Source organism: Nannocystis sp. RBIL2 (assembly GCF_026626745.1).
GTDB lineage: Bacteria > Myxococcota_A > Polyangia > Nannocystales > Nannocystaceae > Nannocystis.
In genome coordinates, this window is the sequence record NZ_JAPNJW010000002.1 from 4,557,388 (window position 1) to 4,582,090 (window position 24,703).

At 71.6% G+C, this 24,703-nt stretch carries 16 protein-coding genes; 11 read left to right on the forward strand and 5 right to left on the reverse strand.

The genetic code is table 11. The annotated features are described in order from the left end of the window. From OV090_RS42935 to OV090_RS42965, 7 genes are all read left to right on the forward strand, one after another. On the forward strand, positions 1–1,758 hold the full coding sequence (locus OV090_RS42935) for a response regulator (protein ID WP_267710697.1): 1,758 nt from the start codon (positions 1–3) through the stop codon (positions 1,756–1,758). 195 nt (positions 1,759–1,953) lie between these two features. Continuing rightward, positions 1,954–2,562: a response regulator gene (locus OV090_RS42940; RefSeq protein WP_267710698.1), complete on the forward strand. Its 609-nt coding sequence runs from the start codon at positions 1,954–1,956 to the stop codon at positions 2,560–2,562. A 10-nt stretch (positions 2,563–2,572) separates the two neighbouring features. After that, a complete protein-coding gene (locus tag OV090_RS42945) occupies positions 2,573–3,646 on the forward strand; it encodes a PAS domain-containing sensor histidine kinase (protein WP_267710699.1) in 1,074 nt (357 codons plus the stop codon). Positions 3,647–4,728: 1,082 nt separating this feature from the next. Then, positions 4,729–5,970, forward strand: a complete 1,242-nt coding sequence (locus OV090_RS42950) for a sigma-70 family RNA polymerase sigma factor (RefSeq protein WP_267710700.1) — start codon at positions 4,729–4,731, stop codon at positions 5,968–5,970. A 376-nt stretch (positions 5,971–6,346) separates the two neighbouring features. Continuing rightward, the gene (gene kaiC / locus OV090_RS42955) at positions 6,347–8,071 is read left to right on the forward strand and encodes a circadian clock protein KaiC (RefSeq protein WP_267710701.1); all 1,725 of its coding nucleotides are present in this window, start codon (positions 6,347–6,349) and stop codon (positions 8,069–8,071) included. After that, a complete protein-coding gene (locus OV090_RS42960; RefSeq protein WP_267710702.1) occupies positions 8,068–8,391 on the forward strand; it encodes a circadian clock KaiB family protein in 324 nt (107 codons plus the stop codon). The genes kaiC and OV090_RS42960 overlap by 4 nt, the downstream gene beginning before the upstream one ends. Before the next feature lie 142 nt (positions 8,392–8,533). Continuing rightward, positions 8,534–10,576, forward strand: coding sequence for an ATP-binding protein (locus tag OV090_RS42965; protein ID WP_267710703.1), 2,043 nt, complete (start codon positions 8,534–8,536; stop codon positions 10,574–10,576). Positions 10,577–11,128: 552 nt separating this feature from the next. On the opposite strand, the gene OV090_RS42970 is transcribed toward OV090_RS42965, so the two are convergent. After that, positions 11,129–12,124 (reverse strand): HAMP domain-containing sensor histidine kinase, encoded by a 996-nt coding sequence (locus OV090_RS42970; protein WP_267710704.1) that lies wholly within the window; start codon positions 12,122–12,124, stop codon positions 11,129–11,131. Positions 12,125–12,487: 363 nt separating this feature from the next. Further along, on the reverse strand, positions 12,488–13,096 hold the full coding sequence (locus OV090_RS42975) for a hypothetical protein (protein WP_267710705.1): 609 nt from the start codon (positions 13,094–13,096) through the stop codon (positions 12,488–12,490). Positions 13,097–13,698: 602 nt separating this feature from the next. On the opposite strand from OV090_RS42975, the gene OV090_RS42980 reads away from it, so the two are divergent. After that, positions 13,699–15,246: a PAS domain S-box protein gene (locus OV090_RS42980; protein ID WP_267710706.1), complete on the forward strand. Its 1,548-nt coding sequence runs from the start codon at positions 13,699–13,701 to the stop codon at positions 15,244–15,246. Positions 15,247–15,421: 175 nt separating this feature from the next. On the opposite strand, the gene OV090_RS42985 is transcribed toward OV090_RS42980, so the two are convergent. After that, positions 15,422–17,266 (reverse strand): hypothetical protein, encoded by a 1,845-nt coding sequence (locus OV090_RS42985; RefSeq protein WP_267710707.1) that lies wholly within the window; start codon positions 17,264–17,266, stop codon positions 15,422–15,424. A gap of 288 nt (positions 17,267–17,554) precedes the next feature. On the opposite strand from OV090_RS42985, the gene OV090_RS42990 reads away from it, so the two are divergent. Continuing rightward, positions 17,555–18,457, forward strand: a complete 903-nt coding sequence (locus OV090_RS42990; RefSeq protein WP_267710708.1) for a hypothetical protein — start codon at positions 17,555–17,557, stop codon at positions 18,455–18,457. An 88-nt stretch (positions 18,458–18,545) separates the two neighbouring features. Here the strand turns inward: OV090_RS42990 and OV090_RS42995 are convergent, their stop codons facing one another. Beyond that, positions 18,546–19,628, reverse strand: a complete 1,083-nt coding sequence (locus tag OV090_RS42995) for a DUF4350 domain-containing protein (protein ID WP_267710709.1) — start codon at positions 19,626–19,628, stop codon at positions 18,546–18,548. 212 nt (positions 19,629–19,840) lie between these two features. Between OV090_RS42995 and OV090_RS43000 the strand changes: the two genes are divergently transcribed. Beyond that, entirely contained in the window at positions 19,841–21,097 is a 1,257-nt protein-coding gene (locus tag OV090_RS43000; RefSeq protein ID WP_267710710.1) for a cytochrome P450, read from the forward strand. Between the two features lie 13 nt (positions 21,098–21,110). Here OV090_RS43000 and OV090_RS43005 read toward each other — a convergent pair whose 3' ends face one another. Beyond that, complete coding sequence (locus tag OV090_RS43005) at positions 21,111–22,340, reverse strand: hypothetical protein (RefSeq protein WP_267710711.1); 1,230 nt, start codon at positions 22,338–22,340, stop codon at positions 21,111–21,113. Positions 22,341–22,698: 358 nt separating this feature from the next. Between OV090_RS43005 and OV090_RS43010 the strand changes: the two genes are divergently transcribed. Beyond that, positions 22,699–24,678: a protein-L-isoaspartate(D-aspartate) O-methyltransferase gene (locus OV090_RS43010; RefSeq protein WP_267710712.1), complete on the forward strand. Its 1,980-nt coding sequence runs from the start codon at positions 22,699–22,701 to the stop codon at positions 24,676–24,678. Positions 24,679–24,703 lie beyond the last annotated feature (25 nt).

A 24,703-nucleotide genomic window follows, 5' to 3' on the forward strand; every position in this document is an offset into this window, starting at 1 on the left:
ATGACCGCGCGCGACCGAGTCAACATCCTCCTCGTCGACGACCAGCCGGCCCGGCTGCTCAGCTACGAGGCCATCCTCGCGCCGCTCGAGCAGAACCTGGTGCGCGCGTCCTCGGGCGTCGAGGCGCTGCAGAAGCTGCTGCGCGAGGAGTTCGCCGTCATCCTCCTCGACGTCAGCATGCCGGAGATGGACGGCTTCGAGACCGCGGCGATGATCCACCAGCACCCGCGGTTCGAGCGGACGCCGATCATCTTCGTCACCGGCCACAACATCACCGACCTCGACGCCCTCCGCGGCTACGAGCTCGGCGCGGTCGACTACGTCTACGTCCCGATCGTCCCGGAGATCCTGCGCGGCAAGGTCTCGGTGCTGGTCGAGCTGCACCTCAAGCGCCAGGAGCTGGTGCGAGCCAACCGCGAGCTCGAGCAGGCCAACGCCCAGCTCGCGCTGGCCAACACCACCCTGCAGGCCGAGAAGACCCGCGAGCTCGAGCAGCTCAACGCGGTGCTCGAGCGGGCCAACGCCGGCCTGGCCGAGGCCAACCGCACCCTCGCCGCCGAGGTCGCCGAGCGCCTGCGGGCCGAGGAGGCGCTGCGGCACACTCACGAGCAGCTGCGCGAGGCCGACCGCCAGAAGGACGAGTTCCTGGCCATGCTGGCCCACGAGCTGCGCAACCCGCTGGCCCCGATCCACAGCGCCGTCGAGCTGATGGGCGTCAAGGAGATCGAGGACCCCGAGATCCGCTGGTGCCGCGACGTGATCGAGCGCCAGACCGAGCAGCTGCACCGCCTCGTCGACGACCTGCTCGACGTCTCGCGGATCACCCAGGGCAAGATCAAGCTGCAGAGCGCCCCGCTCGAGGTCGCGGCGGTGATAAGCCGCGCGCTCGAGACGACCCGCCCGCTGATCGACGCCCGCCGCCATCAGATCGCCGTCAGCGCGCCCGACGACCCGATCTGGATCGAGGGCGACCGCACGCGCCTGACCCAGGTCGTCGGCAACCTCCTCAACAACGCCGCCAAGTACACCCCGGAGGGCGGGCAGATCCGCCTCACCGTCGAGCTCGCTGGCCCCGACGCGCTGGTGCTGATCCGCGTCGCCGACTCGGGCACCGGGATCTCCGGCGAGATGCTGCCCAAGGTGTTCGAGCTGTTCACGCAGGTCGACCGCACCGTCCACCAGGCCCAGGGCGGCCTCGGCATCGGCCTGGCGCTGGTCCGCCGCCTGGTCGAGCTGCACGGCGGCTCGGTCGCTGCCCACAGCGAGGGCCCCGGCAAGGGCAGCGAGTTCACCGTCAAGCTGCCGCTGCTGCGCCGCGAGACCGCCGCCGAGCCGGCCCCGGCGACCCAGGCGGCCCCGGCCCCGAGCCCCACGGCCCGCAAGGTGCTCGTGGTCGACGACAACGTCGACGCCGCCCTCAGCCTGGCCGGCCTGCTCAAGGTGAGCGGCAACATCGTCGAGACCGCTTACGACGGCCTGCAGGGCATCGACGCCGCCGACCGATTCCGCCCCGAGGTCATCTTCCTCGACCTCGGCATGCCGAAGCTCGACGGCTTCGGCGCCGCCTCGTGGATCCGCTCGCAGCCGTGGGCCGAAGACGTGCTCTTGATCGCAGTCACCGGGTGGGGCCAGGAGGACGTGCGTACGCGGACCCAGCAGTCCGGCTTCGACGCCCACCTGGTCAAGCCGGTCAACTTCGCCAAGCTGAGCCGGCTGATGGACCAACACCGCAGCGCCGGGCGCAAGAGCGTCGGTTGACCCCGCCTGCCCGCGCGCCCGGGGCCCCCGACATGTCCTGAGAGACAGGCCTCGGTTCCTGTCTCCTGAGACAGCCTCGGACGTCCGTCCGCTCGCCCGGGACCGGCGCGGCTGCGCCCGCGTCATTGCCGCACTTCAGTACCGTGTTTTCACGACTATTGAGGGAATTCCGTGTCCGCGGTAGCAATCTTGCGCATGGCCGCACCGCCTCGCCCTCCCCGCGACGACGATCCGCGCTCGGAGCCGTGGGCGTCGATCGACGAGGTCGCCGCGCACCTCGGAGTGCGCAAGGACTCGATCTACCGCTGGATCGAGCGCCGCGGGTTGCCGGCGCAGAAGATCGGCAAGCTGTGGAAGCTGAAGCTGTCGGAGGTCGACAAGTGGATGCTGGCCGAGGGTCAGCGCCGCTCGGAGACGCCGGGGCAGAACCCGGCGACGGCGACGCCGAAGGACTTCGTGCTGGTCGTCGACGACGACGAGATGGTCCGCGAGTCGTTGCGCGACTTCCTGGTCGACGAGGGCTACGGCGTGCTGGCCGCCGCTGACGGCGTCGAGGCGTTCGAGCTGCTCGCCGCGCCCGCCACGCCGCTGCCGGCCGTGATCGTCCTCGACCTCAAGATGCCGCGCATGGGCGGCCAGGAGTTCCGCGAGGCCAAGGCCCGCGACCCTCGCCTGGCGCCGATCCCCGTGCTGCTGGTGACCGCGGAGCGCCGCGTCGAGGCCGGCGGGGCGATCGTGCTGCGCAAGCCGATCGACCTCGGCGCGCTGCGCGAGGCGCTGCGCAAGCTGCTGGAGCGCCGATGAGGAGCCCGCGATGAGCCGCACCGCTGACGACGACACCCGCGCCGCCGAGCGACGCTTCGCCGCGCTGGCGCAGGCGACCGGTCAGACCGTGTGGCGGTTGGCGCCCGATGGCTCCCGCCCGCTCGAGGACTCGCCGGGCTTCCGCGCGCTGACCGGCGTGAGCCGCGAGCAATGGTCGGAGCGCGGCCTGCTCGCCGGCGTGCACGCCGACGACCGCGAGCACGTCGAGGCGGCCGTGCGCGCCGCCTTGGCCGGCGACGCCGCGTGGGAGCTCGAGGTCCGTCTGCCGCGCCCCGACGGTCAGCACGCCTGGACGCTGCTGCGCGCCGCGCCGGTGACCGACGGGCGCGGCGAGCGGCTCGAGTGGGTCGGCGTCGCCGCCGACATTCACAAGCGCAAGGACATCGAGGCCTTCCGCGGGATGATGCTCGGGATCCTCGGCCACGACCTGCGCAACCCGTTGAACGCGATGATGGTCTCGGCCCAGCTGGCCCTCCTGCGCGCGCGCGAGGAGCCGGTCCGCACCCCGCTCGAGCGCGTGCTCGCCAGCGGCGAGCGCATGGGTCGCCTCATCGAGCAGCTGCTCGACCTGACGCAAGTGCGGCTCGGCCACGGGATCGCGGTCAGCCCGGTCGCCGCCGACCTGCGAGAGATCGTCGAGCAGGCGATCGAGGAGCTGCCGAACGGCAAGACGCGGGTCCGCTTCGACGCCGTCGGCGACCTGCGCGGCACGTGGGACTTCGATCGCCTGCTGCAGGTCGTCACCATCCTGGTCGGCAACGCCATCGATCACGGCACGCCCGGCACCGCGATCACCGTGCGCGCCGTCGGCGACGCGCCCGACGCAGTCGAGCTGACCGTCCACAACCTCGGCCCCGCCGTCCCCGAGAGCGTGCGCGACTCGGTGTTCGAGCCGTTCCGCCGCACCGACCCCGCCCGCCGCCACGGCGCCCGCGCCCTCGGCCTCGGCCTGTTCGTCACCCGCCAGCTGGTGCTCGCCCACGGCGGGACGATCGCGTTCGAGTCGAGCGACGCCGGCGGCAACCTGATGCACGTCCACCTGCCGCGACGCCCCCCCGCGTAGCACCCGCGACGACTGCACTCTCGGCCGCGCGAGCCGACGCCTCGCCGCGAGCGACCTCCTCGCACGACGAGCGACGCTGACGCCGCGTCACCTTCGCTTCGAGCGACACGCATCACCGCCCCTCGACGAGCGTCGCGACGCTGACCTGACGTCACGCCGACACTTCGAGCGACGTCCGACGGCATCGACCCTCGCCCGCCCCACGACGAGCGACACCTCTCGAGCCACGTCCGCCGGCATCGAACCTCGACCGCCCCACGACGAGCGACACCTCTCGAGCGACGTCCGACGGCATCGAACCTCGACCGCCCCACGACGAGCGACACGGCTGTCACGACGTCACCGTCCGCACCTTCTCGCGCGGCGTCCGGCCTCGACTCCGACCGTCGCACGACGAGCGACGCAGCGCTGACACGACGTCACCGCCCGCACCTCGCTGCGAGCGACGCGTCCCCGCGCGAGAGTTCCCCGCTGCTGCACCGTTCGCCCGCCGGCAGCAGCCGCGCGACCTCGCGGCGCATCACCGTCGTCACGCCCGTCTCGCTACCCGCACCGCATTTTCTGCCGCGAGCGATACCGTCGCGTTCACGGCCGCCCCTCTCCGCCTCGACGAGCTCAGCGGCGGTCCTCGCCCGCTGCGCGGGGCGCACCACCGCCGCGTCCGCCGGCCTCGCCCTCAGCGCAGGCCCGCGGACCGAAACAGCCATTTACGCGGCCCTGGGGGCCCGTCCGGGCCGTTCCAGCCGCTCCGACCATTCGGCCCGACGGCCACCCCCCATTCGCAAATGTGGTGACTCGCCGACCGTCGCCGCGATCTCGTTCCCCTCGAGTCGGGCCTTTCGAAGGCATTGTTCACACTATTTTAAGGTTATACCTGATGACAAGATCGGTTTTAGCCCTATTTTTGGCCATCACGAAACGAGGTCTCAGTCGGACAAAGTCGAGTAAAGTCGAAGAAAAACCGCGTATATGCCGCGCTTAACAGCGTTCTTTATGAGATCTTGATGCGAATACCCCCTCTTCTTTACGTCCTCTTTATCTGATCATTGCGAATCTATTGGAGGTCAGACGAGGGGTCCACAATGCTGAATCGAATCACCACTTCCGGGAATGATTGCTCGTTCAATGCGCCGATCGCTGGTGCGACGACCGCGCGGTACTTCCGCGAACTCGCCGATGTCACGGTGATGGGGAAGGACGAGGAGATGGCCGCGGCCACGCGTCTGATCGAGCTGAAGAAGGCCATGTGGGCCGCCTTCCTCGCCTACCCGCCGTTCGTCTCGGCCATCTGTGCCCTGATCGCCGAGCGCCTGTCGGCCGAGGCCGTCCCGCCGGCCGTGCTCGAGGCGGTCGAGAAGACCTCGCGGGCCCTCCGCGACCGCGTCCTGAAGAGCCACGAGGAGGCCTTCAACGCCGCGCGCAACGCCCTCATCGATCGCCTGGTGTTCGCCGACGTCGACAGCGTCGTCGCCGACTCCATCCTCGCCGACCTCACCGGCCTCGAGGGTGACCGCGGCGTCGCCACCAACATGAAGGTGAAGCCGCCCTACCGCGACAGCGCCCCCTTCGTCCGCTACGTCGCCGCCGCCCGCAAGTCCCACAACGCGGTGATGCTGGCCAAGAACGCCTTCGTGCGCTCGAACCTCCGCCTCGTCGTCGCCATCGCCCGCCGCTTCGCCCGCAGCTCGATCCCGCTGCAGGACCTCATCCAGGACGGCAACATGGGCCTGATGAAGGCCGTCGACCGCTTCGACCCCACCCGCGGCTGCCGCTTCGCCACCTACGCGGCCTGGTGGATCCGCTACGCCATCACCCGCGCCATCGTCGACACCGACCGCAGCGTCCGTCTGCCCCTCCACATGATCGACGCCTGCAAGAAGGTCAACCGCGCCCGCCGCGAGTACGAGGTCATGTACGGCCGCACCCCGACCGACGAGGAGCTGTCCTCGGCCACCGGCATCAGCATGGAGCGCATCCAGCGGATGAGCTGGTCGCTCATCGACCAGCCGCTCAGCCTCTCGCTGCCGGCCACCCGCGACGGTGAGAGCAGCCTCGCCGACACCCTCGTCGACGCCAGCCAGGCCACCCCCTACGAGCTGATGGACTCCGCCCTGCTGCAGGACGCCCTGCTCGAGGTGTTCGAGAAGCTGTCGCCGATGGAGGCCGACATCCTCCGCAAGCGCGTCGGCCTGGACGGCGAGCCCGAGCTCACCCTCAAGGAGATCGGCGCCAACTACTCGCTCTCGCGCGAGCGCATCCGTCAGCTGCAGGAGCAGGCGCTGCGCAAGCTCCGCTCGGAGTTCGAGCGCCGCCAGCTCATGTAAGAGTTCCTCTGGACCCTCTGACGACCCCCGTCCACGAGCCGGACGCCCCCACCGCGGGGCGCCCGGCTCGCGGCTTTTTGTCCGGCAAAACCCTCGGCCGGAGGGCTTGCGATCAGGCCAGCAAGCTGGGCCATGTCCCTCACGTACGAGTTCGCCGCGCGAGCGATCGCGGCGAGGGGACACCGGCGGCGCGCGCCGTTCTTGAGCCCGGCAACGAAGAAATGACGGCGCCGTCGCCGTCATCCCGGCCCGCCTGGCCCGACGTGACGTAGCCGAGTCCGCTCGGCCGACTTTCCAGGTTGCCGCTTGTCCATCCGTCACCCTAAACTGGCCGTTGCCGACTGCGCTCGGCACGCCCCGCGAGACGGCAACCACGATGATCGGAAGCACCGCCACCGAACGCCTGAGCATCCCCAAGGCCCGGACGGGGATCAACGGCCTCGACGACATCACCGGGGGCGGGTTGCCGCGGGGGCGGCCGACGCTCGTGTGCGGCAGCGCCGGCTGCGGCAAGACGCTGATGGCGATGGAGTTCCTGGTCCGCGGCGCGACCGAGTTCGACGAGCCCGGCGTGTTCTTCGCCTTCGAGGAGACGCCCGACGACCTGACCGCCAACGTGCGCTCGCTCGGCTTCGACCTCGAGGACCTGGCCGCGCGCGACAAGCTGGCGGTCGAGCACATCCACGTCGAGCGCAGCGAGATCGAGGAGGCCGGCGAGTTCGACCTTGAGGGCCTGTTCATCCGCCTGGGCCTGGCGATCGACACCATCGGCGCCAAGCGCGTCGTGCTCGACACGCTCGAGACCCTGTTCGGCGGCTTCGACAACGAGGCGATCCTGCGCTCCGAGCTGCGGCGGCTGTTCCGCTGGCTCAAGGACCGGGGCGTCACCGCCGTCATCACCGCCGAGCGCGGCGACGGCACCCTCACCCGCCAGGGCCTCGAGGAGTACGTGTCGGACTGCGTGATCCAGCTCGACCACCGCATGCACGACCAGGTGTCGACGCGGCGGCTGCGGATCATCAAGTACCGCGGCACCCACCACGGCACCAACGAGTACCCGTTCCTCATCGACAGCGACGGCTTCTCGGTGCTGCCGCTGAGCTCGCTCAAGCTCGACCACGTCGCCTCGACCGAGCGCGTGTCGACCGGCATCGAGCGGCTCGATACCATGCTCGCCGGCGGCGTGTACCGCGGCACCAGCGTGCTGCTGTCGGGCACCGCCGGCACCGGCAAGTCGAGCATCGCCGCCCACATGGCCGCCGCCTGCTGCCAGCGCGGCGAGCGCTGCCTCTACTACTCGTTCGAGGAGTCGCCGCAGCAGGTGCTCCGCAACATGCGGTCGATCGGCCTCGACCTCGCGCCCTGGTTCGCCAACGGGATGCTCCACTTCGTCTCGACGCGCCCCACCTTTCACGGGCTCGAGATGCACCTGGCGACGATGTTCAAGCACATCCGCGAGTTCGACCCGCAGCTCGTCTGCATCGACCCGATCAGCAACTTTGTCGCCGTCGGCACCGCGGGCGAGGCCCACGCCATGCTGCTGCGCCTGGTCGACTACCTCAAGAGCCGCCAGACCACCGCGGTGTTCGTCAGCCTGGTCAGCGGCGGCAAGGGGTTCCTCGAGGCCACCGAGCAGAACGTCTCGTCGCTGATCGACACGTGGATCCTCCTGCGCGACGTCGAGCTGGGCGGCGAGCGCAACCGCGGCCTCCACGTCCTGAAGTCGCGCGGCACAGCCCACTCCAACCAGGTCCGCGAGTTCGTACTCACCAGCCACGGCGTCGAGCTGCGCGACGTCTACGTCGGCCCCGAGGGCGTGCTGACCGGCTCGATGCGCCTGGCCCAGGAGGCCAAGGAGCGCGAGGCCGCCGAGGCCCGCCGCCAGGCCATCGCGCGCAAGCGGCGGGAGATCGAGCGCAGGCGCCAGGCGCTCAGCGCTCAGATCGCCGCGCTGCGGGCCGAGGCCGAGAGCGAGGAGCTCGAGCTCGAGCTCTTGCTGTCCGCAGAGGAGGCCGTCGACCGACGGCTGTCCGACGACCGCCTCGGCATGGCCCAGAGTCGCCGCGCCGAAGGTGACAAAGAAGAGGAGGAGACGGCATGAACAGCGAGCACGAGGTACGCCCGGGGTCCCCTGACCCTGATGTGTGGGAGCTGCGGCTGTACGTGGCCGGTCAGACCCCAAAATCGATGCAAGCGCTGCAGAACCTCCAGAGGATCTGCGAGGAGCACCTGGCCGGCCGCTACCGGATCGAGGTCATCGACTTGCACAAACACCCGAAGCTGGCCAAGCAAGACGAGATCGTCGCCATCCCGACGCTCGTCCGCAAGCTGCCCGACCCGATCCGCCGCGTCATCGGCGACCTGTCGAACCTCGAGAAGGCGCTGGTCGGCCTGCAGCTGGTGCCTGCTTCCACGCCATGACCCATCGCCTCACCGCCCCACCCGCTCGCGCCTGTCCCTCCGACCAGGCACGCCGCGCCCGCCCCGCCGCGGGCGTCTGCACGAACACCTGTCTCTTCGGCCAGCTCCCTCGTCCCCGCCGGCGGGCCGCGGGGGTTACGCCGTGAGCGACGCCCTCGCCGCCGCCCAGCGCGAGCTCGAGGAGCTGCGCATCCGCCTCGCCGAGGCCCAGGAGACCATCCGCGCGATCCAGGGCGGCGAGGTCGACGCCCTCATCATCAGCCACGCCGAGGACGCCGAGCCGCCGCGCGTGTTCACCCTCGACGCCGCCGACAAGCCCTACCGGCTGCTCGTCGATCAGATGCACCACGCCTCCGCCGCGCTGACGATCGACGGCGTCGTGCTCGCCTGCAACACGCAGTTCGCGCGCCTCTTGCGCCGCGAGCGGCAGGCGATCCTCGGCCAGCCGCTGCAGCAGCACATCGACCCGCCGGGCCTGCCGGTGTTCGAGGCGCTGCTGCGCGACGGCCTGGCCGCGCTGACCGAGAGCGAAGTGATGCTGCGGCGCGCCGACGGCGAGCGCCTGCCGATCGTCCTCGGCGTGCGGGCGCTGCACGAGGGCGTCGCCGGCGTGTGTCTGCTGGTCGTCGACCTCAGCGAGCAGAAGCGGCGCGAGCGGCTGATCGCCGACGAGGCGACCGCGCGGGCGATCCTCGAGCAGGTCGCCGACGCAGTGGTCGTGTGCGACATCGAGGGCACCGTCCTGCGCGCGAGCCGGGCGGCGCACGACCTGTGCGGCGCCAACCCGTTGTTCCAGCGGTTCCAGCAGGTGTTCGCGCTGTCGCGCCACGACGCCCCCGGCAAGCGCGTCGACCTCGACGCGGTGTGGCGCGGCGAGCCGCTGCGCGGCCTCGAGGTCAGCTTCGACCGGCCCGGCGGCAAGCGAGCCGAGCTGATGCTGGGCGCCGGTCCGCTGGTGGTCGCCGGCGGCGAGCGGCTCGGGGTGGTGATCACGCTGACCGACATCACCTCCCTGCGCGAGGCCGAGGACGAGCTGCGGCGGCGCGCGAGCGAGCTCCAGGCCGTCGACCGCCGCAAGGACGAGTTCCTGGCGATGCTGGCCCACGAGCTGCGCAACCCGCTGTCGCCGATCCAGTCGTCGCTCGAGATCATGAACCTGCAGGCGCTCGACGACCCGCTGGCCAATCAATGCCGCGACGTCATCGAGCGCCAGGTCCAGCAGCTCACGCGGTTGGTCGACGACCTGCTCGAGGTGTCGCGCATCAACACCGGCAAGATCCAGCTGCAGATGGAGCGCATCGACCTCGGCGCCGCGGTGCTGCGCGGCATCGAGACCAGCCGCCCGGCGGTCGACGCCAAGCGTCACCGGCTCCAATTCGCCTGTCCGCCCGAGCCGGTGTGGGTGCGCGCCGATGCGACCCGGATCGCCCAGGTCATCGGCAACCTCGTCAACAACGCCGCCAAGTACACCGAGATCGGCGGCGAGATCGGCGTGCGCCTCGAGTACGAGGACGGCCGCGCCGTCGTCCGCGTGCGCGACAGCGGGATCGGCATCCCGCAGGAGATGCTGGCCGAGGTGTTCGACCTGTTCACGCAGGTCCACCGCTCGCTCGACCGCTCGCAGGGCGGCCTCGGCATCGGCCTCGCGCTGGTCAAGCGGCTGGTCACCATCCACGGCGGCCAGGCCGAGGCGCACAGCGACGGCCCCGGGCTCGGCAGCGAGTTCGTGGTCCGGCTGCCGCTGTGGAACGGCGAGCGCGCCGGGCCCGAGGCGCCGCGCGTCGACAAGGCCGCGGCCGCGGGTCCGAGCCTGCGCGTGCTCGTCATCGACGACAACCGCGACGCCGCCGAGCTCCTGGCGGCCCTGCTCGGCATGCTCGGCCACAAGGTCCAGACCGCCGCCGACGGCCCGAGCGGGATCGCCACGGCGCTCGCCTTCGTGCCGCAGCTGGTGCTGTGCGACATCGGCCTGCCGCTGCTCGACGGCTACGGCGTGGTCTCCGACCTGCGGACCCGCCCGGAGTTCGCCGAGACCCGCTTCGTCGCCCTCACCGGCTACGGCCGCACCGAGGACCGCCAGCGCTCGCAAGCCAGCGGCTTCCACGCCCACCTGATCAAGCCGGTCGGCCTCGCCAAGCTCAAGACGCTGCTGCGCCCCCCGCAGGCCGGCGAATTCGAGACATGACCGCTCGGCCAGCCGAGCCCGCCCGCGGCCAGACCATACGCCCCGAACCGGGCGGACTCGACCGCCCGGGCGCCTGACCGTTCGGACAGCCGCTCGCCCGGCCCTACGTGACCGTTGGGACAGCCGAGCGCGTCCTGCTCGCCCGCGGCGAGACCTGCCCCTTCGGACAGCCGCCGGCGACCTGGCCCATGTTCATACATGACCCTTCGGACAGCCTAGTCCACCTCGCTCGCCCCGCGACGAACATGCCCTTTAGGACAGACGATCGTCCTCGACCATCCGCAGCTCGCGATGGGCCCCTTCGGATATTCGCGCCCGCCTCGCTCGGCGACGACGCTACCTGCCCCTTCGGACAGCCGAGCGGCCTCGACCATCCGCCGGTCACGACATACCCCTTCGGACAGCCGAGTCCGCCTCGCCCGCCCGCCCGCCATACCTGCCCCTTCGGACAGCCGAGCCCGCCTCGTCCGCGAGCCATACCTGCCCCTTCGGACAGCCGAACCCGCCTCGTTCGCCGCCGCGCGACCTGCCCCTTCGGACAGCCGAGCGGCCTCACCCACCCGGCGCGGTCGCTACGGGCAGCCCGATGGCGAGGGTCATGCCGCCGCCGGCCGGCGACGGCTCGTGCCACAGCCGGCCGCCGTGGGCTTCGACGATGCTGCGGGCCACGAACAGCTCGGTCGTGGTCCGGCGGCGGGCCAGGGACGGCCGGCCGAGGTCGGCGATCACGTCGCTCACCCGCAGCACGATCTCCCCGCCGGCCACCTCGCCGCGCAGCGTCACCGCCCGGTCCCCGCCGGCGGCCCGCAGCGCCGACTGCAGCGCGCTGCCGACGGCCCGGACCAGGCGCTCGTGATCGCCGAGCACCGACGCCTCGCCCAGCTGCAGCGATTGCTCGATCCGCACCTTCCGCGCCGACGTCGACGACGCCCGGCCCACCGCCTCCGTCACCAGCTCCACCATGTCGAGCGGCGTCCGCTCGAGCAGCTCCGGGCTCCCGCGCAGGTCCGCCACCTCGTGCAGCCCGCGCGTCACGTCCTGCAGCCGTTGCGACGCGCTCTGAAGCATCTCGCTCACCATCTCCTGCTCCGGCGAGCCGCCGCCGAGCCCGGTGAGGTAATCGCGGCACAGGCAGATGTTCATCAGCGGGTTGCTGATGTCGTGGGCCACCATCTCCAGCAGCTGGGCCTCGCGCTCGCGCAGCAGCGTCGCCATGGCGGCCGCGTACTGGCGGTCGAGCAGCTCGTGCAGCGCCTCGCCGACCTCGCCCTCGCGATCGGCCGGGTCGAGGTGTCCCGCGACGGCCCGGCGCAGCGTCGCGAACTCGCGGGCGAGCGCCTCGGGCCCGGCGTCTTCGCGCGCGCGCCCGGCTCCGTGACCGCTGGCGGCGTCGGCCGGGGCCGCCTCGTCGGTCGCTTCCAGCAGCTCGGCCAGCTCTTCCACCAGCATCTCGGCGCCGTCGAACAGCTCGACGAACGCGGGCAGGCGCTCGCGCAGGCGAAGCGCGGCGTGGGCTCGGGACGAAGGGGGAGACAGCCGGTCCGGCATCGTCGGCCGCGCAATATGGCACAGACGCGACTGGCGCGTGAAGCTCCGCGCCGCCGTCCGCGCCGCGCACAGCCCGTCAATTCCCCCGCCACGACAGGTCTGCGCCGGTGATTTTCGCGCGATCGTCGAGTTCGTCGCCGACTCACGTCGCTACGCGATCGTCTGCGACGGCGCCGATCCGCGAAGTCCCCACCCTCCGCGCCGCGCCACCACGACCGAGCGCTCGCCGCGTCGTCTTCATCCGAGCATCCGTCGTCATCCGCTGCCCACGCGCCGCGTTCGTCGCATATGTCCCAAAAGCCAGGCACTCCGTCCCCTCGGAGTAACCCCTGACGCGGCGAAAACACGCCGAGGCCGGAGGAATCACCCGCCGGTTTCGCTGCGGACCGACGGCGGGACGTCGAGCTCGAGCGGCACGCCCAGCCGCGCCGCCAGCAGCGCGGCCGCCTCGCTAGCCGCCGCCTCGCGCGTCGACTCGCCGGGCGGGTCGAGGCGCAGCGACCAGAGCGCGACCGTCCGCGCGTAGGTCCGCACCTCGAGTGCGAGCCAGCGGCTGACGTCGCCGTGCTTCGTCACCTCCTCGGTGCTGCGCGCGACGATCGCCACCGGCCCCAGCACCGGCTCGCTGATCCGGCGCACCGCCCCGCGGTACACCAGCTCGAGCTCGCCGCGGACGACCACGACGCGCCGCGGCCCCTCGAAGAGGAACCCGAACAGCGCCACCCGCAGGATGATGTACAGGGTGACGCCGTACGTGAGCCCCTGCAGCACGACGCCCAGCGAGTCGGCGTGCGTCAGCATCACGTACGCGATCAGCACTTCCAGGCCGACGAGCAGCAGCACCAGCGAATACAGGCCGACGCGGAGCGCCCACTCCGAGCGGCTCCGGCCGCGCGACAGCACCAGCCGCGCCCCGTCGTCGACCTCGACGACGAAGGGCCGAAACGGATCGCCTGCAGTCGCCTCGCTCAAGACCTCCACCATACCGCAGCCGAGCCCGCCGCCGCCGCGCGCAGACTCGCGCGCTCGTGCAGGTATCCCACACCGACGACGCCACGCCCTGCGGCCGCGCCCGCGCGTCGCGCTCGCCGTCGTCGTGACGCTCGGCACCGGCTGCAGGTCCGGCCGTGGTCGTCTCACCGAGGTTGCAGGTACACCGGCCCCTCGCGCGATCGACCCCTCGTACCTGGGCTCGCTGCGCGTGCGCTCGCGATCGTGAGTCCGCGACGATCGTGACAGCGGGCCCGCATGTCCCTTCGGCCACCTGTGCGAACCTCGCCGACGTCTCCGACCGATCGCCGCGCCCCGGCCGCGCGAGCTCTTTCCGCGCTGCGAGGCGTCAGCGGCCGGCGCCGCGTCCGCCCGCGCGTGCGTGCGGCATGAACGCCGACCGCCTGACCGAACTCAGCCACAGCGATCCGATGCGACACTCGCGATGCACCTCGCACCGCAGCTCCCGAAGCGTGGTTCGTCCACCGTTCACCGCGAGGGGCTCGCGCGGGTGGGCGACGACCTCACGACAGCAGTCGACGACGTTGCGAGGCGACGCGGGACCTACGACACTGACGATCAGCATGCACGATCCCAGCAGTATGGATCAGCTCGAGCAGCTGGAGGCATCGCGCGCCCGTCTGGCCGCGATCGTCGACAACTCGCACGACGCCATCGTCAGCAAGACGCTCGACGGCATGATCACCTCGTGGAACTCGGCGGCCGAGCGGATCTTCGGCTACACGGCCGCGGAGGCGATCGGCCGGCCGGTGACCCTCATCATCCCCGAGGACCGGATCGAAGAGGAGAAGATGGTGCTGTCCAAGATCCGGGCCGGCCAGCTCGTCGATCACTTCGAGACGGTGCGGCGGCGCAAGGACGGCCAGCTCGTCGCCATCTCGCTGACGGTCTCGCCGATCAAGGACCGCACCGGGCGCATCATCGGCGCCTCGAAGATCGCCCGCGACATCACCGAGAACGCCCGCGCCGAGCGCGAGCGGGCCCAGCTCTTCCTCGACCTCCAGCGCGCCAACCAGGCCAAGGACGAATTCTTGGCCATGCTCGGCCACGAGCTGCGAAACCCGCTCAACGTCATCACCATGGCGCTCGACGTGCTCCAGCAGGAGCCGTCCGAGTCGGGGCGGGCGCGGGCCATCATCGCCCAGCAGGCCACGCACCTGAAGCACCTGGTCGACGACCTGCTCGAGGTCGGCCGCGTCGTGGCCGGCAAGATCCGCCTCGACCTCCAGACCGTCGACCTCGGCGAGCTCGCCCGCGACCACGTCGCCTCGCTGCGCACCGCCGGCAAGTTCCTCCTTCACGGCGTCACCTGCGAGACCCACCCCGCGCTGGTCCAGGCCGACCCGCAGCGGCTGCGGCAGATCCTCGACAACCTGATCGGCAACGCCCTCAAGTTCACCCCGACCGACGGCACGATCGCCGTCCGCGTCGACGTCTCCGACGACATCGTCGCCCTCGAGGTCAGCGACAGCGGCATCGGCATGAGCCCCGAGCTGCTGCGCAACGCCTTCGACCTGTTCGTCCAGGGCCACCGCGACGCCCATCGCGCCGAGGGCGGCCTCGGCCTCGGCCTCACCCTCGTGCGCCAGCTGGTCGAGCTCCACCACGGCTCGGTCGAGGCCTTCAGCCAGGGCGAGCACCAGGGCAGCCGCCTGCTGGTCCGCCTGCCGCGCCACGCTGCCAGCACGGTCGCGCGCCCGGCCGCGAAGCTCGCGCGCACCAAGGTGCCGCCGCAGCGGATCGTCGTCGTCGAGGACAACAAGGACGGGCGCGAGATGCTGCGCAAGCTGCTGGAGCTGTCGGGCCACGAGGTGGAGGAGGCGGCCGACGGTCCGTCGGGGGTCGAGCGGATCTTGCAGTTCGCCCCGCGCATCGCGCTGATCGACATCGGCCTGCCCGGCTTCGACGGTCATGAAGTGGCGCGGCGCGTGCGGGCGCGCCAGTCGAGCGAGCGACCGCCGATCCTCGTCGCGCTCACCGGCTACGGGCTCGAGGCCGATCGCCAGGCCACCTTCGCCGCCGGCTTCGACCACCACCTCACCAAGCCGGTCGGCCTCAAAGATCTGGCGAAGGTGTTCCACGCCCACGCGAACGACCTCGGCAGCGGGTGAGCCCGCGACTCGCTGCACAGGGCACCGAGTCGACATGTTTCGAGGGACATCATGACGCCATCTGCTCGCGCGACGGTGCGCCCAGACCGGCCGCAAAGACCCTCCTCGCCCGCGACTGTCCTTCGGGACATCCTCGATCGCCGCGACCCGCCACGAGCATGTCCTTCGGGACAGCTCATCCGAGCTCGCCCCAGCGCACCACCGTGCCGTCCTCCGACGCGCTCCACAGCGCCCCGTCGGCCCACGTCAGGGCCAGCACCTCGTCGGTGTGGCCGTGGAGCGCCGCGACCTGCTCGCCGCCGGGCACGCGGTGCTGGGTGATCGCGCCCGAGTCATAGCCGACGAACAGCCACTCGTCCGTGAAGCACAGGCTGATCGCCGAGCTCCGCTCGCCCGGCAGCTCCGGCGTCAGCTCGGTCACCGCCCCCGTGGCGACGCGGACCAGCCGCGGCCCGGCGAACGAGGCCACCGCCGCGAACGCGCCGTCGGGGCTGAGCGCCACCCCGCGCCCGCCCTTGGCGATCGGCGTCGACAGCAGCGACTTCCCTTTGGGGATGCCGACGACCTCCAGCTGCTCGTCGGCCATCACCGCCGCCGCAGTGTCGGCCAGCGCCAGCCGCGGGAAGCGTCCCTTGAGCTTGACGTTCTTGGCCCACTTCGTCGCCCCGAACGCGCGCCACTGCCCGTGGCAGGTCGGCTCGGCGCGCAGCTGGGCCGGATAGGAGTGCGAGATGACGCCCCACGTCGCTCCACCCGGCGCCACGGTCACCTCGCCGGCAGCGCGCTGGACCTCGACCGACTCGAGCGCCTCGCCGGCCGCGTCGAGCACCGCCACCACCAGCGGCATACTCGGCCCCTGTTCGTGCAGCACCAGCAGGCGCTGACCGTCGCGCGTGCGGGCGACGTCGTGGACGAGCGTGCGCGCGAGCATCCGCGTCGCCCCGCTCGCCAGCTCGATCTCCTGCACCGAATCGATGTAGTTCGACGACTGCGTGTGCTGCACCGTCAGCGCCCCGCCGTGCACCATCACGCGCCGCAGGCCGCGGCTGTAGCCCATCAGCCTGGCGCTCGGCTGCTCCGGGCGGTCCATCTGCCAGATCGTCACGCCGGCGTCGCGGAAGTCGATCGCCGCTACGTGGCTGGCGCTGGAGGCCGCCGCCTGGCCGCGCCAGCCCGGATGCGTGCCGATCGTGCTCGGCTGCGTGACCGCGAAGACCGGGCTCTCGGCCGCGACGTCCCACACCTGCACGTCGCCCAGGCCGCCGTGAAACGTCAGCCGGCTGCGGTCGTGCGCGATGGTCCCGGTCCTGGCGCTCGACCCCACCTCGCGGGCGTGGACGAACGCGCCGTCCTTGAAGCCGACGCGCTCCCCGCGGGTGCCGACCAGGCCGCCGTCGTCCGCCACGAACAACGGCTCGGGCGCCATGAAGAACGGGCTGTCGGCGCGCGGCTCGGCCCGGCCGTCGGGGTGGACGACGAGCATCTTGTTGCCCTGCATGTACACCGCGCCGTCGCGGCGGACCGCCAGCGCGCCGGCGCGGTTCGCCTCCTGCGGCAGCTCGAGCTCGCGGAGCACCGCGCCCGTGAGCGCGTCGACGGTGTAGAGCACCGGCGCCGGGCCGCTGCGGCGCCAGTACACGCGCGCGCCGTCGGGTGCGAGCGCGCCGCAGAACTGGTAGCCGGGGATCGGCGCTGGCACCAATGAGACCACGCGCCCCGACCCTGGCCACACGCGCACGACTGCGCGCCCTCGCGGCTCGCGGACCGCCGCCACCACCGATTCGCCGTCGGGGTGGGCCACCATCCATTCGACCCCGCCGATGCCCTCGACGGCCGCGCGCGGCGGCGAGGGGGCTGCGGGGTCGTGCAGGGTGATGCCCTGGCTCGAACCGACGACGAGCGAGCCGTCGGCGAGGAACGCCAGCGCGTGCGGCTTGCCGGCGAAGACCCGCAGCGCGGGAGAGCGCGGCGCGGCGGCGAATTGGACGATCGGAGCGGTGTTATGGGGGGTCCACGGCATGGGGTGAGGCCGGAGGATATCAGCGCCCCGAGCGTGTTCGTTCGCGAACTTTCACGAGGGCGAGATCGTTCTGCCCGCGAGGTGCACTGCTATCGCGTGACCCCGACTCCAGGGCGCGTGCTTTCTCGTGACGGGACCGACCGCGACCGGCCATGTTCGGCGAACGCCGGTGTGAGTCCGGTTGCGAGGCGGCGACGAGCGGAGCGCCGTGGTCTTGCTACGCTGCGCGCCTGTCGCTTGCTGGTTCGAGCTCGTCATCCGCAATGACTTGCCCATACCTCGGAGAAAATGATGCATAAGTCCGCCCGATTCATCACCCTGTTCTGCGCCGTGCTGCTCGCCGGTTGCTCCGACTCTACTTCCAAAGCCACCGGGACCCCGACGACGACGGAGGACCCGTCGACCTCGACCAGCGACACCAGTGACTCCAGCACCGCCGCCCCGACCTCCAGCGGGACGACCGGCAGCACCACCGTCGAAGACCCGACGAGCAGCATGACCGACGGCGAGGCGTCGATGTGCGACCCGTGGCTGCAGGACTGCCCGGACGGCTACAAGTGCATGGCCTTCGCGCCCGAGGGCGAGCCCGCGTTCACCGGCAACAAGTGCACCCCGGTGACCGAGAACCCCGGCAAGGTCGGCGACCCGTGCAACGTCGAGGACGGCTGGTGGAGCGGCGTCGACGACTGCGACTACGGCCTGGCCTGCTGGAACATCAACCACGACAACAACACCGGCCAGTGTGTGGCCCTGTGCACCGGCAACGAGGACGCCTACGACTGCCCGGGCTCGGCCGACATCTGCGTGTTCTGGGTCCCCGGCATCGCGCACGTGTGCCTGCAGGGCTGCGACCCGCTGCTGCAGGACTGCCCCGACGGCCAGGGCTGCTTGCCCGACTGGGCCAGCAACGGCCAGCGGTTCGTGTGCCTGGCCGAGTACTCGTTCGAGGAGGGCCAGGAGTTCGACCCGTGCCAGTTCAGCAACGTGTGCGACCCGGGCCTCCTGTGCTGGGGCTCGGCTTCGGCGCTCGAGTGCGATCAGGACATCAGCGCCTGCTGCATCTCGTTCTGCGACATCTCCGATCCGCAGTGCACCGGCGAGGGCGCCGAGTGCGTGTCGTTCTACGAGGGCGTCGGCGGCGAGCCGCCCCCGGCCTTCGCCGACGTCGGGATCTGCGTGATCCCGGGCTGAGCGATCACAGGTGAATCATCGCATGTCTCATGGAACATGCTCCATGAGACATGCGCTTTGACGCCACGACGGCGCTCGCCGCCGCGGCTCACCGCCGGCGGCGCCGCAGCACCAGCCCGAGCAGCACCAGCCAGCCCGCGGAGCGGCCCTCGCCGTCGCTGCGGCAGCCGCAGCCGCTCTCCTCGTCGGTAGAGCTCGAGGTGGTCGCGCCGGCCGAGGTCGTGTCCGAACCTCCGCTCGAATCGGCGCCCGTCGCCGCGGTGGTCGAACCGGCGCCGCCGGTCGGATCGTCGCCCGTGGGATCACCGCCCGTGGGATCACCGCCCGTGGGATCACCGCCGGTCGCATCGTCGCCGGTCGCAGCGCTCGTCGGTTCGCCCGTCTCGCTGCCGGTGCTCTCGCCGCCGGTCGTGTCCTGCCCGGGCTCGGTGACCGCGGGATCGAGGTCGTCCGGATCGGCGCCGTCGCACGAGGCGTTGCTGACGCCGTCGCCGTCGACGTCGCAGGCGAACGCCGGCAGATTGGCGAAGAACGGGATGTTCGTCAGCTCGGGCGAGCAGATCGCAGTGTTGATCGGGTTCGAGTCGGCGAGCAGGATCACGTTGCGCTCGACGCCGAGGAACGGCTCGTTGTCCGCCGTCTCCACCACCACCTGCGTCGCCGGCCCCGGGATCACGTGGTCGGGCGCGGACGAGTGGAACACGGTGAGCCCCGTCGTCAGCGGGTGCGGGTGGAAGATCGCCGCGTCGGAGCAGCCGTACGACCCGCCGTGGGTGAAGCGCGCCTCGACCCCGAGCTCCGGCAAGAGCGCGTTGAACACCCCGGACGGCTCGGGCGAGTAGCCGTCGTAATCGGACACCAGCACGAGCGCCCCGCCGCGGTCGACGAACTCGACCAGCGCGCTGGCCTCCGCCGGGCCCGGCGCGGCCCCGGGCAGCACGACGATCACGAGGTTGTACGCCGACAGGTCGGCCGGCAGCTGGGGCGCGCGCTCGACCGGGCTCGCCCCGCCCGAGGCGAGCCCCTGCTCGAACGCCTCGTAATCGAAGCCCCAGTACTCGCCGTCCCAGATGAACGCACCGCGGTCGGCGGCCTGCGCCTCCGCCACGGACAGCAGGACCGTGCTCGACGTCAGGAGCGCCAGAGTCCGCGAGGTCGCGCGCAATCGCATGAGGCGCGTCTAACCCAGACGGCCGCGGACATCAATCACCGGGGCGCCGGGTGCCGGCGAGTGGCTCGGAGACCTCCGGCCGCAGACCGTCGCAATTGTCGGCAGTGAGACGAAGGTCCGCGTGACGAGAGGTGAGAATCAAGGGCATCGGGTCGGCACCGATTCTCCTGCGTCGCGACTGCGTGCCAGCCTGACGCTGGAGGACCTTCGCCATGGCCGAATCGGAGCTGATCGATCCCGCCGCGCTCGCGGCTCATAACCCGTTCGACTTCGCCCAGATGGCCGATCCGTACCCGTTCTACGCCGCGGCCCGGCGGGCGACCGCCGCCTTCTTCAACGCCCCGCTCAACAGCTGGTTCATCACCCGGCCGGAGGACATGCAGGCGATCTATCGCGACCCGGCGCGGTTCTCCTCGAAGTACATCATGAGCGCTCACAAGGAGCTGCCGCCCGAGGTCTTGCAGGTGTTCGCCGGCGAGCCGCCGTGGCTGCCGACGCTGCTGACCACCGACCCGCCCGATCACACGCGCATGCGCAGCCTGTTGGTCAAGGGCTTCGCCCCGCAGAGCATCGCCGCCCGCGAGCCGGCGATCCGGCAGCTGGCCGACGAGCTCATCGACGGCTTTCACGCCGACGGCCACGCCGACGTGGCGCAGCAGTTCGCGTTCCCGTTCACCGCGACGGTCATCGGCGACATGCTCGGCATGCCGCGCGCCGACATCGACCGCCTCAAGCGCTGGTCGGGCGACTGGTTGCGGCTGATCTGGTGCGTCGAGCCGATCGAGCGCCTGGTCGAGTCGGCGCGCGGCCTGCTCGCCTTCCAGGAGTACTTCAAGGATGTCATCGCCGAGCGGCGGGCGCGACCCGGCAGCGACCTGCTGTCGGTGCTGATCCAGGCCCGCCTCGACGACGGCGATCGCCTGAGCGAGGAGGAGCTGGTGGCCGTGCCGATGCAGCTCATCGTCGGCGGTCACGAGACGACGATGTTCGCCATGAGCAACGCGCTGGCGCTGTTGATCCAGCGGCCGGACGACCTCGCGGCAGTGCGCGCCGACCCCGGCCTGCTGCCGGGCTTCATCGAGGAGGTGCTGCGCTTCGAGACGCCGCTGCTGTTCAACCAGCGCCAGACCATCGCCGCGGAGACCATCGGCGGCGTGACGATCCCGGCCGACAGCTCCTTGCAATTGCTCCTCGCCGCCGCCAACCGCGACGAGGCCCTGTTCCCCGAGCCCGACCGCTTCGACCGGCGACGCGCCAACGCCGACCGTCACTTCGCGTTCGGCCGCGGCATTCACTTCTGCCTCGGCGCCGCCCTCGCCCGGCTCGAGCTGCGCGTCGGCATCGAGCGCCTGCTGGCGCGACTGCCCGACCTGCGCCTGCGACCCGGCGCGCCGCCAGAGCGCGCGCGGGTGATCCTGTTCTTCGGCTACGACCGCCTGCACCTGGCCTGGGGTGCGGACGGCGCGTGAATCATCGCAGTCCTCAGCCGCGCGAGCTCGTCCCGGTCGCGCGCAGCGGCGGCGAGCCCGGCTCGTTCGCGGCCGCCTCCGCGAGCGACAGGTACCCCTCGGGCGCCAGGCTGGTCGCCAGCATGACCTCGTTGATGTCGCGGTGGGCCAGCCAGGTCTGGCTGCGACGGTGCTCGGCCTGCGACCAGAACGACTCGATGACCTCGAGCCACGGCAAGAACGTCGCCAGCCGCTCGAGATCGCTGCGCGCCGCCGGCATCGCCTCGTAGGGGCCCGGATCGCGGCGCGCTGCGGCCGTGAGCCGTTCGACCGCGTGCAGGCCGATCGCCAGGCCGAGCTCGCGGAACGCCAGGCGGCGGTTCGCCGGCTGCTCCAATGGCCCGGGGCGCAAATACGCGGAGGCGCCGGCGCTGGCGGCCGCGAGCACCGGGGCCAGCAGCGCCTCACCGCCGGCGCCGCGGCGAATCAGTTGATCGAGGCGATACGCGTCGCTCATGAGCCCGCCGAGCCCCAGCGGATCGTCGGTGGCCCAGTCGCGGTGCTCGGCGATCGCGGTCATCTCCGCGATCTCCGGCGCCAGGTCGGGACCTTCGGCCCCCTCGCCGCGACCGGCGCGGAGCTGCAGGTACGTGACGAGCCCGTCGAGCGGATCGTGGTGGCCCATCGACGGCACGAGCGGCCGACTGAGGTCGATGCTCATCTTCCAGTGCATCCGCTTGCGCGCCCCGGGCCGCGGCGCGTACGTGAAGCCGGCGTGGGCCGCCGCCGCCAGCTCGCGCGCCAGCCCGTTGCCGACCCGGTCGCCGGTGACGCGGGACAGCCGATCGAGCGCGTGCATCCACTTCGTCAGGTAATGATAGTACTGCCCGTCGCGCTCCCACTCGAGGTCCGGCTCGAACGGCTCGTCGGGCCCGCGCTCGGGCAGCGGCTTGCCGATCCGCAGCCCCCCGCGCGTCGGGTGGGCCTCACCTGCCTCGGGGGACAGGCCGCTGATCCACCGCCCCGCCCGCGGGTCGTCCGGCCGGTGGCGCCCGAGCACGTGATGGACCTGCTCGACCAGCCGCACCGCGACGTCGTAGAGCGGCGCGGAGCCCCACGCGCAGGCCAGCCCGAGCAGGTTGCAGACCGCGAACGCATCGGTCCACAGGTAGCGCCGCGGCGGCCGGTCCGACGTGAGCCCCGTGCGCGCCGCGAATTGCAGCATCAGCTCGACTGCTGCCTCCTGTCTGTCGGGTCCGCTCACCGATCGTCCCTCGCTCCTCATTGATCGATGCACGCAGGCAAGCATTGCTTGCAACCTCAGGCGGGCCTTCGCGCCGCGTTCGCCTGCGTTGCCTCGAATCATTCCTGGCGCCGCGCCGCTCGCCGCCTCCGCGTGCGCTGCGCCGAGGCCACACAGCGGCGCTTGCTCCTGGCCGATGTCGCCCGCCCGTCCCGCGCTCCAATCACTGCACGAGGCCGCTGACGACTCCCCTCGATTCGCCGTTCACCGGCGATCCTCGGCCACCGCGATCGGCCGAGCCTGGCCGGCGCGAATCGATCTGCGGCCACGGTTCGGTGCGCTCGACCGGGACGGGACCGCGGGTATGTTCGCCGGTGTCATGGACACGAGCGACGAGTGGATCGATCTGCAGCTGGCCGGCCGGGGCATCACCGACGAACGCGTGCTCGAGGCCTTTCGCACCGTCCCGCGCGCCGAGTTCGTCCCGGAGGAGCTCGCCGACCTCGCGCACGAGGACGCCCCGCTGCCGATCGGCGGCGGACAGACCATCTCCCAGCCTTTCATCGTCGCCCTGACCCTGGAGGCGCTCGAGCTGCACGGTGGCGAGCGCGTGCTCGAGGTGGGCGCCGGCTCCGGCTACGCGGCCGCGGTCGCCAGCCGCCTCGCCGGCGAGGTCTTCACCGTCGAGCGGCTCGAGTCGCTCGCCGACGACGCGAGCAAGCGCCTCGCGCGGCTCGGTTTCACCAACGTCCGCGTCCGCTGCGGCGACGGCACTCTCGGGTGGCCCGAGCACGCCCCGTACGACGCCATCGCCGTGGCCGCCGGCGGTCCTGCCGTCCCGCGGGCGCTGCTCGACCAGCTCGCGCCGGGCGGTCGACTGGTCATGCCGGTCGGCGCGGACGCGGACTCGCAGACGCTCGTGCGCATCACCCGGGAGCATGACGGCCGCCTGCGCGAGGACTCGCTCGGCCCGGTGCGCTTCGTGCCGCTGATCGGCGAGCAGGGCTGGCCCGACGAGAGCGGCCTCGTGCGCGCGCCGGCGCGGGAGGACGACCGCGCACTGCCCATGCTGATCCGCGAGTGCGGCGAGCCGCTGCGCGACCTCGACGCTCACGCCCTCGACGCCCTGATCGATCGCATCGGCGACGCCCGCCTGGTGCTCCTCGGCGAGGCCACGCACGGCACCAGCGAGTTCTACCGCCTGCGCGCGCGGCTGTCGCGGGCGCTGATCGAGCGCTGCGGCTTCGACTTCGTCGCGGTCGAGGCCGACTGGCCGGACGCGATGCGGATCCACCGCTACGTCACCGACGCGCCGCGCTCGCACGTCGAGTTCGCCCCCTTCTCGCGGTTCCCGACCTGGATGTGGCGCAACGAGGAGGTCAGCGAGTTCGTCGAGTGGCTGCGCGCGCACAACCTCGGCCGCCGCGAGCGCGCGCGGCGGGCCGGCTTCTACGGGCTCGACCTCTACAGCATGTTCACGTCGATCGCCCACGTGCTCGCCTACCTCGACGACGTCGATCCGGACGCGGCCCGGGTCGCCCGCGCGCGCTACGGCATGCTGACCCCGTGGCAGCAGGACCCCGCCGCCTACGGCCAGGCGGTGCTCGTCGGTCGCTACGCCAGCTCGGAGACGGCGGTGGTGGCCATGCTCCGCGACATGCTCGAGCGCCGCCTCGACTACGCCGGCCAGGACGGCGAGGCCTTCTTCGACGCCGCCCAGAACGCCCACGTCGTGACCAATGCCGAACGCTACTACCGCGCCATGTACTACGGCTCCGCCGCCTCGTGGAACCTGCGCGACACCCACATGTTCCACACGCTGCAGGCCCTCCTCGGCTACCACGGCCCCGACGCCCGCGGCATCGTCTGGGAGCACAACTCGCACCTCGGCAACGCCGAGGCCACCGAGATGAGCGTCCGCGGCGAGCTCAACGTCGGCCAGCTGTGCCGCGAGCAGTTCGGCGACGCGGTCTACGCCGTCGGCTTCGGCACCGATCACGGCACAGTCGCCGCCGCCTCCGACTGGGGCGGGCCGATGCAGCGCATGCAAGTGCGCCCGTCCCTGCCCGGCAGCTACGAGCGGCTGTGCCACGACGCCCGGGTGCCCGCATTCCTCCTGCCCCTCCGCGCCCCGCGGCGGCCCGAGCTCCGCGACGAGCTGATGCAGCCGCGGCTCGAGCGGGCCATCGGCGTGATCTACCGCCCCGACTCCGAGCGCATGAGCCATTACTTCCACGCCAGCCTCCCGCTGCAGTTCGACGAGTACGTGTGGTTCGACGAGACCCACGCAGTCGAACCACTCCAGGCCCGGAGCCGCCCGAGCCCCGAGCTGCCCGAGACCTACCCCTTCGGCCTGTGACCGCGGGCCGTCGGCGGAGTTTCAA

Coding starts and splice junctions, on each gene's coding strand:
- OV090_RS42980 (WP_267710706.1), top strand. CDS start 13,699: ATGCACGATCCCAGCAGTATGGATCAGCTCGAGCAGCTGGAGGCATCG.
- OV090_RS42985 (WP_267710707.1), bottom strand. CDS start 17,266: ATGCCGTGGACCCCCCATAACACCGCTCCGATCGTCCAATTCGCCGCC.
- OV090_RS42950 (WP_267710700.1), top strand. CDS start 4,729: ATGCTGAATCGAATCACCACTTCCGGGAATGATTGCTCGTTCAATGCG.
- OV090_RS42995 (WP_267710709.1), bottom strand. CDS start 19,628: ATGCGATTGCGCGCGACCTCGCGGACTCTGGCGCTCCTGACGTCGAGC.
- OV090_RS42935 (WP_267710697.1), top strand. CDS start 1: ATGACCGCGCGCGACCGAGTCAACATCCTCCTCGTCGACGACCAGCCG.
- OV090_RS42970 (WP_267710704.1), bottom strand. CDS start 12,124: ATGCCGGACCGGCTGTCTCCCCCTTCGTCCCGAGCCCACGCCGCGCTT.
- OV090_RS42945 (WP_267710699.1), top strand. CDS start 2,573: ATGAGCCGCACCGCTGACGACGACACCCGCGCCGCCGAGCGACGCTTC.
- OV090_RS42960 (WP_267710702.1), top strand. CDS start 8,068: ATGAACAGCGAGCACGAGGTACGCCCGGGGTCCCCTGACCCTGATGTG.
- OV090_RS43010 (WP_267710712.1), top strand. CDS start 22,699: ATGGACACGAGCGACGAGTGGATCGATCTGCAGCTGGCCGGCCGGGGC.
- OV090_RS42990 (WP_267710708.1), top strand. CDS start 17,555: ATGATGCATAAGTCCGCCCGATTCATCACCCTGTTCTGCGCCGTGCTG.
- OV090_RS43000 (WP_267710710.1), top strand. CDS start 19,841: ATGGCCGAATCGGAGCTGATCGATCCCGCCGCGCTCGCGGCTCATAAC.
- kaiC (WP_267710701.1), top strand. CDS start 6,347: ATGATCGGAAGCACCGCCACCGAACGCCTGAGCATCCCCAAGGCCCGG.
- OV090_RS42940 (WP_267710698.1), top strand. CDS start 1,954: ATGGCCGCACCGCCTCGCCCTCCCCGCGACGACGATCCGCGCTCGGAG.